14 protein-coding genes are annotated in these 17,166 nt (G+C 65.5%); 8 read left to right on the forward strand and 6 right to left on the reverse strand.

The window, feature by feature from the left end:
- Window positions 1–35: 35 nt before the first annotated feature.
- Both BAC01S_RS10575 and BAC01S_RS10580 read right to left on the reverse strand, forming a co-directional pair.
- On the reverse strand, window positions 36–1,862 hold the full coding sequence (locus tag BAC01S_RS10575) for a chloride channel protein (RefSeq protein ID WP_027794739.1): 1,827 nt from the start codon (window positions 1,860–1,862) through the stop codon (window positions 36–38).
- A gap of 77 nt (window positions 1,863–1,939) precedes the next feature.
- The gene (locus BAC01S_RS10580; protein WP_027794740.1) at window positions 1,940–3,415 is read right to left on the reverse strand and encodes a nitronate monooxygenase; all 1,476 of its coding nucleotides are present in this window, start codon (window positions 3,413–3,415) and stop codon (window positions 1,940–1,942) included.
- Window positions 3,416–3,587: 172 nt separating this feature from the next.
- Between BAC01S_RS10580 and BAC01S_RS30935 the strand changes: the two genes are divergently transcribed.
- Window positions 3,588–4,484, forward strand: coding sequence for a LysR family transcriptional regulator (locus BAC01S_RS30935; RefSeq protein ID WP_043201876.1), 897 nt, complete (start codon window positions 3,588–3,590; stop codon window positions 4,482–4,484).
- A 38-nt stretch (window positions 4,485–4,522) separates the two neighbouring features.
- On the opposite strand, the gene BAC01S_RS10590 is transcribed toward BAC01S_RS30935, so the two are convergent.
- The 3 genes from BAC01S_RS10590 to BAC01S_RS10600 form a co-directional block, all read right to left on the reverse strand.
- Window positions 4,523–5,398, reverse strand: a complete 876-nt coding sequence (locus tag BAC01S_RS10590) for an alpha/beta fold hydrolase (RefSeq protein ID WP_027794741.1) — start codon at window positions 5,396–5,398, stop codon at window positions 4,523–4,525.
- Entirely contained in the window at window positions 5,395–6,633 is a 1,239-nt protein-coding gene (locus BAC01S_RS10595; protein ID WP_027794742.1) for an MFS transporter, read from the reverse strand. Before BAC01S_RS10595 ends, BAC01S_RS10590 begins: the two co-directional genes overlap by 4 nt.
- Window positions 6,634–6,806: 173 nt before the next feature.
- The gene (locus tag BAC01S_RS10600; RefSeq protein WP_027794743.1) at window positions 6,807–7,325 is read right to left on the reverse strand and encodes a hypothetical protein; all 519 of its coding nucleotides are present in this window, start codon (window positions 7,323–7,325) and stop codon (window positions 6,807–6,809) included.
- Window positions 7,326–7,525: 200 nt separating this feature from the next.
- Between BAC01S_RS10600 and BAC01S_RS10605 the strand changes: the two genes are divergently transcribed.
- Together BAC01S_RS10605 and BAC01S_RS10610 are read left to right on the forward strand one after the other, a co-directional pair.
- Window positions 7,526–7,801: a type II toxin-antitoxin system HigB family toxin gene (locus BAC01S_RS10605; protein ID WP_245616561.1), complete on the forward strand. Its 276-nt coding sequence runs from the start codon at window positions 7,526–7,528 to the stop codon at window positions 7,799–7,801.
- Window positions 7,789–8,238: a helix-turn-helix domain-containing protein gene (locus BAC01S_RS10610; RefSeq protein ID WP_027794745.1), complete on the forward strand. Its 450-nt coding sequence runs from the start codon at window positions 7,789–7,791 to the stop codon at window positions 8,236–8,238. Before BAC01S_RS10605 ends, BAC01S_RS10610 begins: the two co-directional genes overlap by 13 nt.
- Before the next feature lie 73 nt (window positions 8,239–8,311).
- Here BAC01S_RS10610 and BAC01S_RS10615 read toward each other — a convergent pair whose 3' ends face one another.
- On the reverse strand, window positions 8,312–9,778 hold the full coding sequence (locus BAC01S_RS10615) for an aminotransferase-like domain-containing protein (protein WP_027794746.1): 1,467 nt from the start codon (window positions 9,776–9,778) through the stop codon (window positions 8,312–8,314).
- Between the two features lie 214 nt (window positions 9,779–9,992).
- On the opposite strand from BAC01S_RS10615, the gene BAC01S_RS10620 reads away from it, so the two are divergent.
- From BAC01S_RS10620 to BAC01S_RS10640, 5 genes are all read left to right on the forward strand, one after another.
- Complete coding sequence (locus tag BAC01S_RS10620; protein ID WP_043201878.1) at window positions 9,993–11,141, forward strand: mandelate racemase/muconate lactonizing enzyme family protein; 1,149 nt, start codon at window positions 9,993–9,995, stop codon at window positions 11,139–11,141.
- Between the two features lie 97 nt (window positions 11,142–11,238).
- Window positions 11,239–12,279 (forward strand): ABC transporter substrate-binding protein, encoded by a 1,041-nt coding sequence (locus tag BAC01S_RS10625; RefSeq protein ID WP_043201880.1) that lies wholly within the window; start codon window positions 11,239–11,241, stop codon window positions 12,277–12,279.
- A gap of 113 nt (window positions 12,280–12,392) precedes the next feature.
- The gene (locus BAC01S_RS10630) at window positions 12,393–13,505 is read left to right on the forward strand and encodes a porin (protein ID WP_043201940.1); all 1,113 of its coding nucleotides are present in this window, start codon (window positions 12,393–12,395) and stop codon (window positions 13,503–13,505) included.
- Window positions 13,506–13,578: 73 nt separating this feature from the next.
- Window positions 13,579–14,487, forward strand: coding sequence for a LysR substrate-binding domain-containing protein (locus BAC01S_RS10635; protein WP_027794750.1), 909 nt, complete (start codon window positions 13,579–13,581; stop codon window positions 14,485–14,487).
- A gap of 152 nt (window positions 14,488–14,639) precedes the next feature.
- The gene (locus BAC01S_RS10640) at window positions 14,640–17,162 is read left to right on the forward strand and encodes an EAL domain-containing protein (protein ID WP_027794751.1); all 2,523 of its coding nucleotides are present in this window, start codon (window positions 14,640–14,642) and stop codon (window positions 17,160–17,162) included.
- Window positions 17,163–17,166 lie beyond the last annotated feature (4 nt).

Consider the following 17,166-nt stretch of genomic DNA (forward strand, 5'->3'; position numbering starts at 1 on the left):
TCCCGTTTTGTCATGCGGCATCCTGCTCCTCCGTTTTATCGGCTTGACCCGGTCGTCTCCCCCGCGCGCTCACCGCGAGCGTCCTGCGGCTTGCCAACCGGTGCGAAGCGCGTACCCCCTGAAAACCAGACCCGGCGGAACTGCTCCCGCTCGCGCTCCTCCGTGAACACCGACAACAGCGGCTTGACCAGGTCGTGCCGCGATACGAGGCCGAGCAGGCGATACGTACCGGCGTCCTCGACAACGGGCACACGGTCGAGACCGGTAACGGCCAGGCGGGCCGCCACGTTTCTGCAGGTTTCGCCGGGGAAAGCGACTTCGGGCCGTTGCGGCGAGAGGAATGCGGTCACAGGCTTGCCGCACTCTCCGGGCGGCACCCGCTCGAGCAAGGTCCGATCTGCCATGCCCACCAGGATTCCATCGGCCACGACAGGAAAGGCACGGTATTTCTGCTGCGGGCCGAAATGGTCGCGCAGCACGTCGGCGACCGTTGCGCCAGCATCGATCGCCTCGACGGTCCGCGTCATCACCTCGTCCACATAGTGCCGCTCGAGCGGATCAACGCTGTACTCGCGGTAAATGTGATAACCGCGGCGAGCAATTTTCTCGGTCAGAATCGAGCGGCGCATCATGAGGACCGTGAAGCCGTAGGCCACCGCAGCCGCCGCCAGCAGGGGCAGCATGGCGTTCATGTCCCCCGTCAGCTCGAACGCGAACACCGACGCCATGATGGGCGCGCGCATCATGCCGCCCAGCGCGGCAGCCATGAAAACGAGCGGCCAGATCGCGGGCTGGCCTCCGGGCATATAAGGCGCGACCACGGCGCCCACGCCTGCCCCCATCATCAGCAACGGCGCGAGGACACCGCCCGACGTGCCCGACGCCAGCGCAATGACCCAGATAATGGCTTTGACGAGAACGATCGAGATCACCACGCCAACGGCGAGATGATTTTGCAGCAGATCGCCGATAACATCGTATCCGACACCAAGCGCGCGAGGCTGATAGTACCCGCCGATACCGACCGCGACCGCACCCAGCGCGGGCCACCACATCCAATGGATGGGGAGCTTGCCGAAGAGATCCTCCATCTTGTACAGCGAGGTGGATAGCCCCCAGGACAAGGCGCCGGCGATCACACCGGCAGCGGCCGATGCCACGAAGCCGATCGGGCCGAGCGGCAAGGTGTGCAAAGGAAACAGCGGCCCGCTGCCCAGCAGCAGCGGTCGCGTGAAGCCCGCCACCGCGCACGCGATCGCGACCGGCAGGAGGCTGCGGGGCCGCAGTTCGAACAGCAGCAGCTCGATTGCGAGCAGCACCGCCGCAATGGGCGTGCCGAACACCGCGGTCATGCCTGCCACCGCTCCGGCCACGAGGAGCGACTTCCTTTCGGCGCTCGTCAGATGGAAAAATTGCGCGACGAGCGAACCAATCGCGCCGCCCGTCATGATGATCGGGCCTTCCGCGCCGAACGGCCCGCCGCTGCCGATCGCAATCGCCGAGGCCAGCGGTTTGAGAACCGCTACCTTGGGCGACATCTTGCTCTTCCCGAACAGGATCGCTTCGATGGCCTCCGGTATGCCATGTCCGCGCACCTGCTCCGAACCGTACCGCGCGATCAATCCCACCAATAGACCACCGATCACGGGTGCCGCGACAACGAACAGCCCCAGTGTGTTCTGCGAAGGCGAATGATTCGCCGTGGAGATCGTCTGGAAGAAAAACAGGTTCGTGAAGAAGCGGATCAGGTGCAGCAGAAAATCGGCGGCGACCGTGCTCAATGCGCCGCCAACCGCTGCTATGGCGCTGATGCGCAGGAGCCGGACATCCGTTGTGAAATCGCCTTTATGCTCGCTCGTCATTTTCCTTGCCTCACCGCCGAAAGTCCCTGGTTATCCTGTTCATCGAAAATTCCATCCTCATCCCCGCCGTTCATTCATCAGCCTGCACTGCCGAGCAACACCTCGACCCTGTCGTGATTAAGCTCGTGCGCCACCAGCATCTCGGTCAGGCTCCGATGGATAGCCACGTCGTTCACCAGCGGCAGCACCTCGCGCAGCTTTCTCGCCACCCACGCCTGACCGCGGTTGACGAACGCCAGGCGTTCCAGCAGATCGTCGATGGCCATCGCCTTGGCATAAAAAGCGCCGGTGTGCGAACTAGGCATGCCGTCGAGCGTGCGAATCGCGTGCGCCAGCATCGCGCACCACTTCACCTCGTCGCGATGGATGGCCTCGATCACATCGCGCTGCCCGGCGTCGCGCGTTTGAGCCGCCGTTTCCAGCGTCACGCGCGCACCCGCGCGCTCGGCCTCGAGCAGTTCATCGAGCCGCGCGACGACGGCCTCATTGTTTTCGCGTTCGAATTCGGCGGCATAGCAGACCGGCGAGCTCAATTCCGTCGACGGGGCATCCAGCCGGCGTATGAACTCCGCCGCCTGGGCCACAATGCGCGCCACGCGCTCCGCGGCGGGCTCCACCATCGTGACGCGCCCGACACCCAGGCCCGCGTAGAGCGCCATCGCCTCGTAGTCTCCCGCCATCGAGCGTAGCGGCGAATCGGTGCTGAACAGATAGATCGGGCGTCCCTCTTCGTCGCCGATCACGGTTCGACCATAGCCGAACGGATCGCCGTGCTCGCCGCGAGTCACGCTGTTGCCGAGCACGCGAACCGCGGCGTGGGGCGGCCAGTTGATATGAAACGCTTCGGTCAGCACGGTCTCCGAGGCCTGCGCCTCGACCAGACGCCGCTTGTGATACTCGTGAGCAAAGGATTCGTGCGTGGCGATCATCACGGTGCCGAGTACCGCGGCCTGGGCGCCCTGTTCCAGCACCCGCGCCACGTCCTGGCCGTCGCCGATGCCGCCGGCCGCCGCCACCGGCACGTCCGTCACGGCCAGCACCTGAGCCAGCAGTTCCGCGAGCGGCTGCCTGCCGCGCACGTGACCTCCGCCTTCCACGCCCTGCACGATCAGCGCGTCGGCGCCGGCTTGCTGCGCCTGTTGCGCGTCGTTCACCGAGCCAACCTGATAGACCACCAGAATGCCGGCCGCGCGCAACGTGGCAATCACATCGGGAACAACGTCCCAGAACAGGCCCACGACCGGCACGCGCAGCTCGATGCACAAATCGATCTGCTGGCGCAGCAGTTCGGAGCCGGTCGCCGCGGGAATCAGATTGACGCCGAATGGCAGGCCCGTGCGCTGCCGCAACCGGGTCACCTCGTCGCGAATCAGGTCGAGCGGTTCCCGCACCATGCCCAGAAAACCGAATCCGCCGGCTTCCGCCACCGCCGCCACGAGTTCATGGCGCGACACGCCCCCCATTCCCGCCAGCAGGATCGGATACCGGCAACCGAGCATTTCGCACAGCGGCGTCCGTGCAAGCGTTTGAACGTTGCGCAATGGACTGGACATGGCAGAACTCCAGCAGCGGAAAGGGAAAGCGATCTGTAAAGAGATGACGGGCACACGAGCAGCCAGGCCGCGCGTGTTCGCGGATCACGACAGCCTCTATGCTGGATATCGATTTAAAAATTGACAAATGAATTATTATCTCCAATGACCGCAAAAATATTGCACTGAATCGATGGACATCGACCTCGCCCGTACCTTCCTGGAAATTGCCGGCAGCGGCAGTTTCGTCGCCGCCGCCGAGCGCCTGCATCTGACCCAGACCGCGGTGGGCGCCCGCATTCGCTCGCTCGAACAGCAGCTCGGGCGCCCGCTCTTCGTTCGCAACAAGGCCGGGGCGCGGCTCACGCCAGCCGGGGAGCGTTTCGTCCGCCACGCGACGAGCCTCGTCCAGGGCTGGGAGCGGGCAAGACAGCACGTTGGCTTGCCGCCGGGGCGGGAAGACGGGATCAGCGTGGGTGGCGAGCCCACCATCTGGCAGCCGCTGCTGGCCGACTGGCTCGTGTGGATGCATCACGTCTGCCCGGAAGTGGCGTTGCGCGCCGATGTCGACGCACCCAATCGCCTGCTCGATCACATCGAAGACGGGTCGCTCGATCTCGCGTTGCTCTACAACCCGCCGCGGCGTCCGGGGCTCGTGTGCGAACTGCTGCTCGAAGAAAAGCTCGTCATGGTGACCAGCATGGCGAACGGCCGCTTCGACCCGGAAGATTATGTGTACGTCGACTGGGGGCCCAATTTCGCGGCGAACCATAGCGCGGCCTTTCCGGATTTGCCGAATCCGCCGGTCATGATTTCGCTCGGGCCGCTGGCGCTGATTTATCTGTTGGGAGTGGGCGGAGCCGGATATTTTCGCGCCGGCACCGTGGCGCCGTTTCTCGAGAAAGGCGAGGTGTTCCTGGTCCGCGGCGCACCGGCGTTCGCGCACTCCGCTTATGCGGTGTACACCTCGGAATACGACGGCGATGTCCTGTCACGTGCCCGCAGCGGATTGCGGATCGTCGCGAAGCAGGCGGATTTCAGCTTGCCCCACGCTCCTGGGGGACGCACCAAGGGGCGGCGGCGAGCATGAACGCCCATCGGCAGGGACAAATAGCAAGTTGTCCTGAACTACCGGAACGCTATCTGGCGTAGAAATCGCACGATCGAATCCGCCACCGCATCGGCAGATTCGATATGGCACAGATGGCCTGCGTCTGGAATCACGCTGCAAGGGAGAGCGGGCAACAACGCGGCGATCTGATGCACAAGCGCAACGGGCGCGACATGATCGTGCTCGCCCCAAATGAGCTGCATAGGTATCCTGAGTTTTGGCAGACTGTCGCCGATCGGAAAAGCCGCCCTCGCCGTCTCGTCACCTGCCCGCGCGCGTAGTGCGCCGATCAACGCTGCGGTAGCCTCGCGCACGCCGGGCCGCTGAGCCGCCGCAACACGCTGATCGAGCATGGCCTCCGGCAGCGCGGACGGCTCGGCGAACTGCATCCGCAGTTGTCGCCGGATTCCCTCGCGCTGCCAGTCCTCTTCCCGCGGCATGGCGGGCACCGGCGCGGGAATCAGGCCGAGGGCGGCAGCCAGCGTGTTGCTGCCGATCATCGTGAGGGCCGCCACCCTGCGCGGCTCATCGATCGCAAGGCGCGCCGCCACATAGGCGCCCATCGAATTGCCGATCACGAAGGCCCGTTCGATTTGCATGGCGTCGAGAAAGGCCAACATGTGGCCAATCAGGCTCTCGTAGCCATTGACGGGCCACGCATGCGGACGCAGATCGGTCCAGCCCATCGCAAGATGATCGGGCGCGTACGCGCGAAAGCCGGCCCGTCCCAGCAGCGGCAACAAACGATGCCACTCCGTGGCCCCCGATGCACCGATGCCGCGCCCATGAACGAGAAGCACCGCAGGCCCCGTGGTGCCCGCCGTCGCGTAGTGTGTGAGCACGCCGCCGGCAAGCACTTCGCTTTCCGCAAGCGCACCGCCGCTCGCGCTCATGCAGCCTTGCCCGATGCGAGCACCGCCGGCTGCCGCGAGCGCACGACGGTATGCAGCAGCAGGAAGCAGACGGCGGCAATGGCGAGCGCGACGTTCATGAAGATGAAGCCGCCGGTGAACGAGGCCGTCCTTCCGACGATCCAGCCGACCACGATAGGCGCAAAAAATCCGCCGATCTGGCCGCCGCAATTCACGAAACCCGAGAAGGCGCCGCGACTCGTATTCGGCGTGAGGTCCAGCACCACCGACCAGAGCGGCCCGAATCCGCCGTACAGGAAGAACCCGGCGGCCGAGAGGCCGATGATGCTATGCGCGGCGCTATCCACGTTGTACGTCACGTACAGGCACGCTGCCGTGCAGAGGTAGATGAATGCGATCAGCAGGCAGCGCGCGCGGTACAGGACCGTGCTGCCAAGCCAGCCGAACACGAACATGCCGACCGTGCCCGCGAAATACGGCACGGAAGCCGCGAAGCCGAGCGTCTTGAGATCGATGTGGCGCGCCATCGAAAGATAGCTCGGCATCCAGCCCAGATAGCCCCAGAACGCAACGTTGAACGCAAGATAGGCGGTGAAGATGAGCCACGACCGCGGCATCCGCATGACCGCGCCGAACGACCCGCCCGTATGCGGAGCCGGCTCGCTCGCGCCGGTGGCAGCCGCCTCGCGCGACACCCTGGTTGCGGGCATGAGGAACACCGCCAGCAAAGCCATGGCGAGACCGGGCAGCGCGAGCCAGCGGAACATGCCCTGCCAGCCCGTATGAATCAGAAACCACACCGCGATCGGCGCAACGAAGGCCGGCCCCAGCGCCAGCGCGGACAGATAGAGACCGTTGGCCGTCGAGCGCTCCTGCGGCGGAAAGTAGTCGCCAACCGACTTGAAGCTCGCGCCATTGGACAGGCCTTCGGCAAAACCGAACAGGACGCGCACGACGATCAGCGCGAGCACGGTCGAAACGAAGCCGGTCGCGCCCGTGAAAAGGCTCCAGAGGACCGGGCTCACGATCAACATCCGCTTCGCGCCGAAACGGTCGGCCAACGCGCCGCCCGGAATCTGGGCGATCGCATAGCCGAAGGTGAAGGCCGCGAGGACGAAACCGAAGAGATCGGGGCCGATCGACAGTTCCTTCATCATCGTCGGCGCGGCGACCGCGAGATTGATGCGGTCGAGGTAGTTGACGAACTGGAGAAGCCAGATCATCAACAACACCCGGTATTTGTTGGGGAAGGTCATATGTCTCCTGGTTGCTGGTTATGCTTGCGCTCAGGCTGGCAGTCTAACGAAAAGACCGGCCTGCGGGAAAACCAGGGAAACCAGAAGAAACCAGCCAGGGCGTGCCGCTTGATGGCGGTAGCCAACGAGGGATGCTGCCGGGGCGCTCATCGGCCCCGGCAGCCATCGCCGCGTCAGAGCCTCACGCCGGCGGACTGCGCGCCTTGCGCAGGCGCAGCGGGGAAGGCAGACGGGGCTGGCGTGCGTGCCGCGCCGCCCGCGGGTTCGGTCACAGAAACCGGTCCGCCGGTCACCGCCCATGCCGGCGTTGCGAACATCACCGGAAGCGGCGCCGGAATAACGGTCCCGCCCGTGAGCGCCGCCTGCTGAAGCTGCATGATCTGCGCCTGGGCCATGCGCATCTGCGTCTGCATCAACTGCATCTGCGACTGCATCGCCTGCATCTGGCGCAGCGCCCACTCGGGCGGCGCGCCGCCCGTGCTGCTCATCATCTGAACGTTGGCGTGGCCGTCCGGACTATGCCAGCTCCAGGTGCTGACGCGCGCCGGACCCGCCGACGTCTGGACGATATGCGTGCTCTGCTGAACGGGAATGACCTGACCGTTCACGCGCACCATGACGGGCTGGTCGGCCAGCGCCAGCGCGGGGGCCAGCGCAATGGCGCCAGCGGTGAAAACCGTGCGAAATCGCATGTGCTTACCTCCTTTGATCCATCTTGCTTCGAAAGGACGTGACTCATGCAGAGTCGGGGTCTACTTTGGCCAACGACTCTTAAGCGACACTTAAAGAGAGGCAAATCACTGCCTTCGTGCGGTACAGGTTCGCCAGCAACATCGCGTCCACCTGGCCAGCTTGACGATATCTCAATCCGAGATATACTACCTCGATGCGAGTGATTTCCGACACCCCTCTCCGTGACTTCTGTGCCGAACACCCTGAGGCGCACGATCCGGCCTGGGCGTGGCGCCCTATCGTTGTCGAGACCTCGTTTCACGACTTCGCCGCTCTCAAGCAGGCATTCAATTCCGTCGACAAGGTTGGCGACTATTACGTGTTCAACCTCGGCGGAAACAAATATCGGCTGCTTGCGGCGATCCATTTCAATCGGCAGATGTTGTTCGTGAGGCATGTCCTGACACATAAGGAGTACGACAAATGGAAACCCTGACGTTTGAGCCAGGTGAAATCCGCGAAATGATCGGACACCTGACTGCGCTGACGAACCGCGTTCCGCTGCATCCGCTCGCGAACGAAGCCGACCATGCAGAAGCGGTGCGCGTGCTCAACGGGCTGCTCGATGCCGGCGGCAGCGACGAACGCAGCGAGCTTGCACCGCTGGTGGACATTCTCGGCGCCCTCATTGGCGACTACGAGGACGTCCATCACGACATACCGGGGTCGACGCCCCAGGCGGTTCTCAAGGAACTCATGAATCAGCATGCGCTGAAACAAAACGATCTGCCCGAGATTGGGAGCCAGGGCGTCGTTTCGGAAATTCTGAGCGGCAAGCGGGACTTGAACGCTCGTCAGATTGGATTGCTGGCGCAACGATTCCGGGTCAGCCCAGCCGCGTTCTTTCCCGAAGTCGCCGCGGCCGCCCATTGATTCATTCAGCGCTCCCGCAATCTAGCCGCTCCGGCAGGAAGAAGGCCTGTTTGCCGGCCTGCACAGCGCACCCTCACGCCGAATAAAGCCCCTCCGGCCCGTTGCGCAGCGTCCGCGCCAGATGCGTGAGTCCTTCGCGCAAGGCGTCGTCGCTGCGCGCGCCGCTCAGGCTGAGGCGCACCGCATGCGGCGCCGACCCGCGCCCGATCACGAAGCTGTCCGCCGTTTTCACGAGCACGCCCACATGCCGCAAGGCCGTGGCGAATTCGGCCGCGCGCCACGGTTCGGCGAGCGGCAGCCATAGGTGCGGGCTGGCCGGATCGCAACGGTAAGGCGTGCCGTCCAGCACCTCGGCGGCAACGGCCTGGCGAGCGTCGATGAACGTGCGCTGCTGCGCGATCAGCCGGTCGATCTCGCCGCCCTCGATCCAGCGCGCGGCAATCTCCGCGCAAAGCGGCGCCGTCATCCAGCAGTCGCTGCGGATCACGGCGAGTATCTTGCCCACCCAGTCCTGCGGCGCCTGGACATAGCCGATGCGCAACCCCGGCGCCACCGCCTTCGAAAGGCTGCCGATCACGATGCCCTGCTCCGGCAGGCGCGCCGCGATGGGCGTGGGCGGTGCGTCGAGCAGCGCGGCCGGCACGAGATCCTCGATCACCACGAGGTTGTGGCGCAGCGCGACATCGGCAATGGCAAGACGGCGCGCCTCGGAAAGCGTTGCCGTGGTGGGGTTGTGCAGCGTCGGCACGCAAAAAAGCGCGCGCGGGGCGAGCAGCTGGCACGCGCGTTCGAGCGCGGCGGGCACGATCCCTTCGTCGTCGATCTCGATGCCCACCAGATTCAGGCGCAACTGGCGCGCAAGCGCAACGATGCCGGGGTAGCTGAGCGCCTCCGCAAAAATCGTGTCGCCCGGACGCAGCACGGCCCGCAGCACGCAGGCGAGACCGTGCTGCGCCCCCTGCGTCACGAGCACGCGCTCGGCGGGCCCCGGCGCGCCCATGCGCGCAAGCCAGTGCGCGCCGGCCTCGCGATGCGAGCGCCGGCCGCCCTCGGGTTGATAAAGCAGCAGTTCGCCGGAGAGCCGTTCGTCGGCAGCGAGTTCGCGCAGCGTGGCGGAAAGGAGGTAAGCCTCGTCGGTGGGAATCGGCACGTTTTGTCCGAGATCAATGGGACGGCTCGCGGCTGCCACACCCACCACAGCCGCCGCACCCGGGCCGCCGCCGTTCGCGGCGAGTGCCATCGCGGTTTGCACCGGAGCGGCCGTAAGGCGTCCCAGGCCTTGCCCGTCGGCGTCCGGCTCGGCCACGTAAGTGCCGTCGCCCACGCGCGCCACCACCATGCCGCAGCGCTCGAGCTCCGCGTAGGCGCGGCTCACCGTTCCTGTCGTGACCCTCAATTTCTTCGCAAGCAGACGGTGCGCGGGCAGCTTTTCGCCCGGCAACATCTGGCCGCCGCGGATGGCCTGCTCGTAGGCCTGCGCAATCGTCCGGTACTTCGGATCGTTGCTACGGGGCAACGTGGTAGGTAACCAGCCGTTCATGGTGTTTTCCCGGAGTCTCCTGGGGCCGCGCCGCGCGCGCGCCAATGCCATCAATTATCGCGCCCAATCCGCAGAAATGAAGGCTGTCATTTACTTAAATTGACTTCATTGAAGCCCACCAATCGACCCTCTAGCATCCCCTAACGCTTACACGGGCACTGGAGACAACACGCAGCCCGGCGCACCCGCGCCACCGGCCAGCGGCATAACCACCATGACAAACCGCATCGCTCGCATCACCGTCAGCCATCATCGGCTGCCGCTCGTGCCGCCGTTCCCGGCCTCGTGGGATAGCCGTCCCCGCCACGCCTTTCCCGCCACCGTGGTGCGCGTCGAAGACAGCGAAGGCCGCGTCGGCTACGGTTCCGGCGACGCCATGTACGGCTTCGACGACTACCGCCATCTCTTCATCGGCACCGATCCCCTCGACCTCGCGCGGCACTCGGCCGTGATCGAGAACGTGAGCTTCCACGCCGGGCGTCTGTGGCCGCTCGACGTCGCGCTCTGGGACCTCGCCGGCAAGATCCGCGGCGAGCCCTGCTGGAAGATGGCCGGCGGCCGCTCGCGGCGCGTGCGTGCCTACGCATCGTCGGGCGTGCACCGCTCGCTCGACGGCATGGCGCACTGGGCCAAACATTGCGTGGCGCGCGGCTTTCCCGCGCTGAAGGTGCGCTTCGGCCGCCCGAGCCTTGCCGACGACCTCGCCGCGCTGGCCGCCGTGCGCGAAGCCGCGGGCGAGCACATCGAACTGATGGTGGACTGCAACCAGGGCTGGCGCATGCCCTGGGACACCCAGGCGCCCTGGAGCGCCGACGAAGCGCTCGCGGTGATCCGCCAGCTGGAACGCTATCGCGTGTATTGGGTGGAAGAGCCGCTCCACCGCGGCGACTACGCGGGCCACGAGCGCCTGCGCAAGGAAAGCGCCGCACTCGGCATCCGTATCGCGGGCGGCGAGATGACGCGCGACGCGCACGAATTTCAGGCGCTGCTGGAACGCGACTGCCTCGACGTCTATCAGCCCGACGTGGTCTGCTCGCTCGGCATGGAAGGCGCACGCCGCCTCGCCGCTCAAATCGAAGCGCGCGGCCGCCTCTTCACGCCGCACACGTGGGGCAACGGCATCGGGCTCGCGGCGAATCTGCACGTCGTTGCCGGCGCGATGGGCACGCAGGGCGCCCCCTTCGTCGAATTCCCATACGACCCGCCCGAGTGGACGCCCGAACGCCGCGACTTTCCGCTCACGCGTCCCATCGACATTGACGGCAACGGGTGGATCGACCTGGGCGACGCGCCGGGCCTCGGCATCGAGCTCGACGATGCCGTGCTCGCCTCGACGCTGGCAACCGACAGCCGCTACGACTGACCCTTTTCCCGGGTCGCCGCGGCGCGCGGCGGGCCCGCCCTTTCCTCGCAGTAGCTCTAGCGCGTGACCGATGAATTCAATAAAACGGAGACATGCAATGAAAACCCTGACCAACCTGATTCGCGCGGCCTGCCTCGCCGCGCCGCTCGCGATAGCCGCCTTGCCCGCTCACGCGGCCGGCACCTGGTGCAGCAGCGGCAAGCCCGTGCATTTCGCGGGCATTACCTGGGAGAGCGGCAGCTTCACGAGCGAAGTGCTGCGCTACGTGCTGAAAAACGGCTATGGCTGCCAGACCGACGACGTGCCGGGCAGCACGGCGGCCACGGAAACGGCGCTCTCGCGCAACGATCTGCAGGTATGGGCCGAACAGTGGACCGGCCGCTCGGAAATCATCGCGGGCGCGGAGAAGGCCGGTACGGTCAAGCTCGTTGGCGACACGCTGCCCGGTGGTACGAAGGAAGGCTGGTACGTGCCCGACTATGTGATCCACGGCGATCCGAAGCGCGGCATCAAGGCCAGCGCACCGGACCTGCAGTCGGTGAGCGACCTGCCGAAGTACAAGACGCTCTTCGTCGACGACGAGGAACCGGATCACGGCCGCTTCCTGAACTGCCCCTCGGGCTGGGACTGCGAGCGCGTGAACACGCGTCTTCTGAAGCTGCTCAAGCTCGACGACAGCTATACGAACTTCCGCCCCGGCACGGGCGCGGCCCTCGACGCGGCGATCTCGTCGACCTACGAGCGCGGCAAGCCGATTCTCACCTACTACTGGGAGCCGGCTGCGCTGATGGCCAGGTACAAGTTCGTTCAACTGAAGATGCCGCCGTTCAACGAAGCCTGCTGGAAGACGCTGCGCGCGGAAAACAGTCCGCAGCAGTGCGCGTCCTCGTATCTGGTCTCGCATCTGAAGATCGGCGTTTCGACGCCGTTCTACCAGGCCGAACCGGACGTGATGGCCTTCTTCTCGAAGGTCAGCTTTCCGATCGATTTCCTGAACACGACCATTCTCGACATGACCGAGCATAAGGTCGATGCGCAGACCGAAGCGACGAAGTTCCTCAAGGAACACCCCGAAATGTGGAAGTCGTGGGTTCCGGCCGACGTCGCCGCGAAGGTCCAGAAATCGCTCGGCGCCTGATCGCCCGCGCAATCCGCTTCCCTCCTCAACACCTTATCGACAAGCAATAAAACGGAGCCGCCCGAAGGCGGTTCCATTTGGAGACTACTGTGAAAAAGAAGATTCTCGCGGCCATGCCGTTCGCCCTCGTCATGGCCGGCGCCCATGCGCAGAGCAGCGTGACGCTGTACGGCGTCCTCGACCTCGGCGTCGACTACTCGAACAACGTTGTCGGCGGCTCGAACGGCCAGCTCGTGCCGGGCAGCGGCGGCCACCTCGTGCAGATGCAAAGCGGCGTGCCCGCGGGCAGCCGCTGGGGCCTGCGCGGCACGGAAGAGCTGGGGGGCGGTCTCTCGGCGGTCTTCGACCTCGAAAGCGGCATCGACGTCGCCACCGGAGCCATGGGCAGCGGCCTGCTCTTCTCGCGTAATGCCTACGTCGGCCTGAAGTCCGACCAGTACGGCCAGATCACGCTGGGCAAGCAGTGGGACGCGACCGTCGACCTGATCGAGCCGTTCACGCTGAACGGCAACTATGGCGGCTGGTACTTCGCACACCCGAACGACATGGACAACCTCGACAACGGTTTCCCGGTCAACAACGCAATCAAGTACGTGAGCCCGAAGATCGCCGGTCTGCAGTTCGAAGGCCACTACTCGCTCGGCGGGCAGGCAGGCCAGTTCTCGAACAACGCCTCGTACAGCGCGGCCGCCGCCTACACGCTCGGCCAGTTCAGCGCCGGCGTGGGCTACTTGCGCGTGAACGACCCGATCGTGTCGGTGACCGGCTACGGCAGCGGCGGAAGCTATGTCAACGCCATCTACGGCAATGCGCTCGCGAACGCACGCTACCAGGGCATTCTTTCGGCCGGCGCGTCATACGTGCTCGGCAGCCTGAAGGTGATGTTCGACTACACGAACGTGGATTTCGCCTCGGCTGACGGCAGCCACGACCTGCATTTCCAGAACTACGAAGTTTCGGGATCCTACTTCATTACGCCGTCGTGGCTCATCGCCGGGGGCTATACCTTCACGGACGGCCTCGATCACGCCACCGACGGTTCGCCGAAGTACCACCAGGTCAACCTGATCACGCAGTACTCGTTCTCGAAGCGCACGTCGGTCTACCTGATGGGCTCGTACCAGCACGCGGCGGGTTCGGCCGAGAGCGCGCAGATCACGGCCTTCAATCCGTCGAGCACGCAGAATCAAATCGTCACGCGCGTGGGTATCACGCACTCGTTCTAAAGTCTGACGCGCCGGCGCGCAATTGGCCCCTTCTGCGCCGGCGCTTTTTTCTTCGCATCACGAGGTCGTCATCATGCGCCGCCTTCCCTCGCTCTCCGCACTGCGTTCATTCGAGGAGGCGAGCCGGACGCTCAGCTTCACGAAGGCCGCCCAGAACCTGCACGTCACGCAAGGCGCGATCAGCCGGCAGATCCGGCTGCTGGAAGACTATCTGGGCACGCCGCTCTTCATGCGCCATCATCACCGCCTCGAGATCACCGCGGCGGGCAAGCGCCTGCTGCCCACGCTGCAGGCCGCGTTCGACAGCATCGCCCACACCCTCGACACGATTCGCTCCGACCCGTCCAACAGTCTCCTGAGCGTCAACGCGGCGCCCACGCTCGCCACGCGCTGGCTCACGCCGCGCCTGCGCGACTTCCAGGCGCGCCACCCCGACCTGCGCATTTCCGTGACGAACGAATACGGCCCGCTGCATGGCAGCGAGCGCAACGAGGACTGCCAGATCCGCTTCGGCATGGAGCCGCTGCCGGGCGGCCAGAGCACGTTGCTGATGCGCGAGCGTCACGTGCTGGTGGGCTCGGCGCGCGAATTCGACGGAGCGCCCGCCGACGAAGCCGCGCTGCGCGCGCTGCTCACCGCGCATCCGTGGCTCTATATCCTCGACATCGACCGGCGCCTGCTGGTGTGGGAAGCGTGGCTCGAAGCGGCGGGGCTCGACGTGCCCATGGCAAGCGCCGGCGAACTCGAGTTCAGCACGCTCGACCAGGTGATCCATGCGGTGGTGGCCGGTCTCGGCATTGCGGTGGCGGACCGGCACATGATCGAGCCGGAACTTGCAAACGGCACACTCGTGCAGTTAAGCCCTGTTGAGGTGACGGGGCCCTCGGGGTATTGGCTCGATGTGCGGCCCGAGGTGCAGGACACGCTGCGCGTGCGCAATTTCAGCGGATGGCTGGTCGAACAGCATGCCGCACGGGGGTAAATACCCTGCTCGTCGCATCCTGCGACGTTTTGCCTCTCAAGTTCGCACCCTCGCCGGCCGTCAACCCGGTGTGAGTTAAGGCGTATTGCCCCATGCCGCCCGCGCACCGGCCGCACGCCCGACCTCGAAAGTCCACCGCCTTGGGTTCGAGCATGCTTCATACGAGCAGTTACGCCATTCCGATTTCCCGCCTGATCGCGCGCCCCATGTTGACGTGCGCCCCCTCCACGCCGGTTCGCGAAGTCGCAAGGCGCATCTTCGCCGAGCGTTGCAGTTCGATCGTCGTGATGGAGCAAGGCGAGCCCGTCGGAATCTGGACCGAGCAGGACGCGCTGGCCGTCAGCGAGCATGCGGGCGAACTCGACCGGCCGATCAGCACCGTGATGAGCGCACCGCTGCTCACGCTCGACGCTCATACGTCGCTGGGCGAAGCGGCAGTCCGCTTCAAGCATTCGGGAATCCGCCACTTCGGGGTCGTGCGCGACGGCGTTTGCATCGGCGTGCTCACACAGACCGACGTCGTCGTGAACCAGGGCGCCGAGTTCTTTCTGCACCTCAAGCCCATCGAGGCCATCCACGTGCAGCCGCTCGTCAGCGTGCCCGCCGGCCGGCCCCTGCAGGAGGCGATCGCGCAGATGCGGGCGGGAAAGCTCGACGCCATCGTCGTCGCATATGCCGGCGGCGAGCACGGCATCCTCACCGAGCGCGACGTGGTACGCCTCATCGCGAGCGACGCCCTGCACGGCGAGGTCGGCGATCACGCGAGCCATCCCCTGCAAACGCTTTCGACCACCCAGAGCCTGTACGCCGCGCAGCACTTCATGCTGCAGCAGCACATCCGCCACGTGGGCGTGTGCGACAACGCCGGCCGCCTCGCCGGACTCCTGAGCTTCGCGGACATCCTCCAGAACATCGAGGACGAGTACGTGAACGAACTGCACAGCGCGCTGCGCGAGCGCGACGAGGCGCTTGGCCGCGCGAGATTCAGCCTGCGCATGGCCGACCGCGTGTTCGAGTCGGCGCTCGAAGGCATCATGGTGACTGACCGGAATGCGAAGATAGAGCGCGTGAACCAGGCGTTCACGCGTCTCACGGGCTATACGGAAGAGGAAGTCGTCGGGCGCAATCCGAGCATTCTGAACTCGGGGCACCAGGACGCCGCGTTCTATGGAGCGTTGTGGGACTCCCTGAAGACCAACGGGCATTGGCAGGGCGAGATCTGGAATCGCCGCAAGAACGGCGAGCTTTACCTCGAATACCTCACCATCACGGGCATACGCGACAACGACGGCAACATATCGCACTACGCAGGCATTTTCTCCGACATCACGCAGCGGCGTCAGACCGAAGAGCGCCTGCGCTACCTCGCCACGCACGACGTACTGACGGGGCTCGCGAACCGTGTGCTGTTCGAGGAGCGGCTCGAGCGCGCGATCCTCCATGCCCAGCGCGGCGGCCGCCAGTTCGCCGTGATGTATCTCGACCTGGACCGCTTCAAGCTCGTCAACGACACGCTTGGCCACAGCGCCGGCGACGAGGTGCTCAAGGTCGTCGCGGAACGGCTGCGCCGGCGCCTGCGCGAGAGCGATACCGTCGCGAGGCTCGGCGGGGACGAATTTGCCTTCGTGCTCGAAGACATCAGCGATATTCGTGACGTAGGCCGCCTCGCGCGCACACTGCTCGATTCGGTGGGCGAGGCCATCCCGGTCGGCGGGCGCGAGATCTTCACGACGCCCAGCATCGGCATCAGTATCTTCCCCGACGACGGCACGCAGGCCGAGCCCTTGATGATGCGCGCCGACCAGGCGATGTACAGCGCGAAAAACCGCGGGCGCAACGTCTTCCAGTTCTTCGAGAGCCGGATGACGTCGTCGGCGATGGCCCAACTCGAAACGCTGGGCGAGTTGCATCGCGCACTCGAACAACACGAATTCCGTCTGTTCTACCAGCCGCAGTACGATCTCTCCACCGGCCGCATCGTCGGCGTGGAGGCCTTGCTGCGCTGGCAGCATCCGCGCCGCGGACTCGTGCCGCCGGGCGAGTTCATCGCCATTGCCGAGCAATCCGCGCTGATCGTTCCGCTGGGGCGCTGGGTCTTGCGCGAGGCCTGCCGTCAGGCGCGCGCATGGCTCGACGCCGGCATCGAATTCGGCCGCGTCGCAGTCAATCTGTCCGCGCGGCAATGTTTCACCGACGGGTTCCTGGCCGACCTGAGCGAAATCCTCAGTGAGACCGCGCTGCCGGCCGAACGACTTCAGCTCGAACTGCTCGAAAGCATGGCAATGAATACGCGCGAAGACATCGTCTCGCTGCTGCGCGAACTGGTGGCGCGGCGAGTGAGCCTCGCCATCGACGACTTCGGCACAGGCTATTCGTCGCTCGCCTACCTGAAGGATCTGCCCGTCGACACGCTGAAGATCGACCGCTCGTTTCTGGCCGGCGACGAAACGCGCAACTCGGACCGGGCGATCATCCGTGCGGCCGTTGCGATGGGACAGGCGCTCGGTCTCGACGTGATCATGGAGGGTGTGGAAACGCCCGAGCAGATGGCCTTCCTGCGCGAGGCCGGGTGCCACCGCGCGCAGGGCTATCTGCTGGCAAAGCCGCAGCCCGTGGAGTCATTGACCGGGCTGATGCTGCGGCAGTGCGAGCAAGCGCTCGCGCCGTCGGCTTGAGGGA

The organism is Paraburkholderia acidipaludis NBRC 101816 (assembly GCF_000684975.1).
GTDB classification, from domain to species: domain Bacteria; phylum Pseudomonadota; class Gammaproteobacteria; order Burkholderiales; family Burkholderiaceae; genus Paraburkholderia; species Paraburkholderia acidipaludis.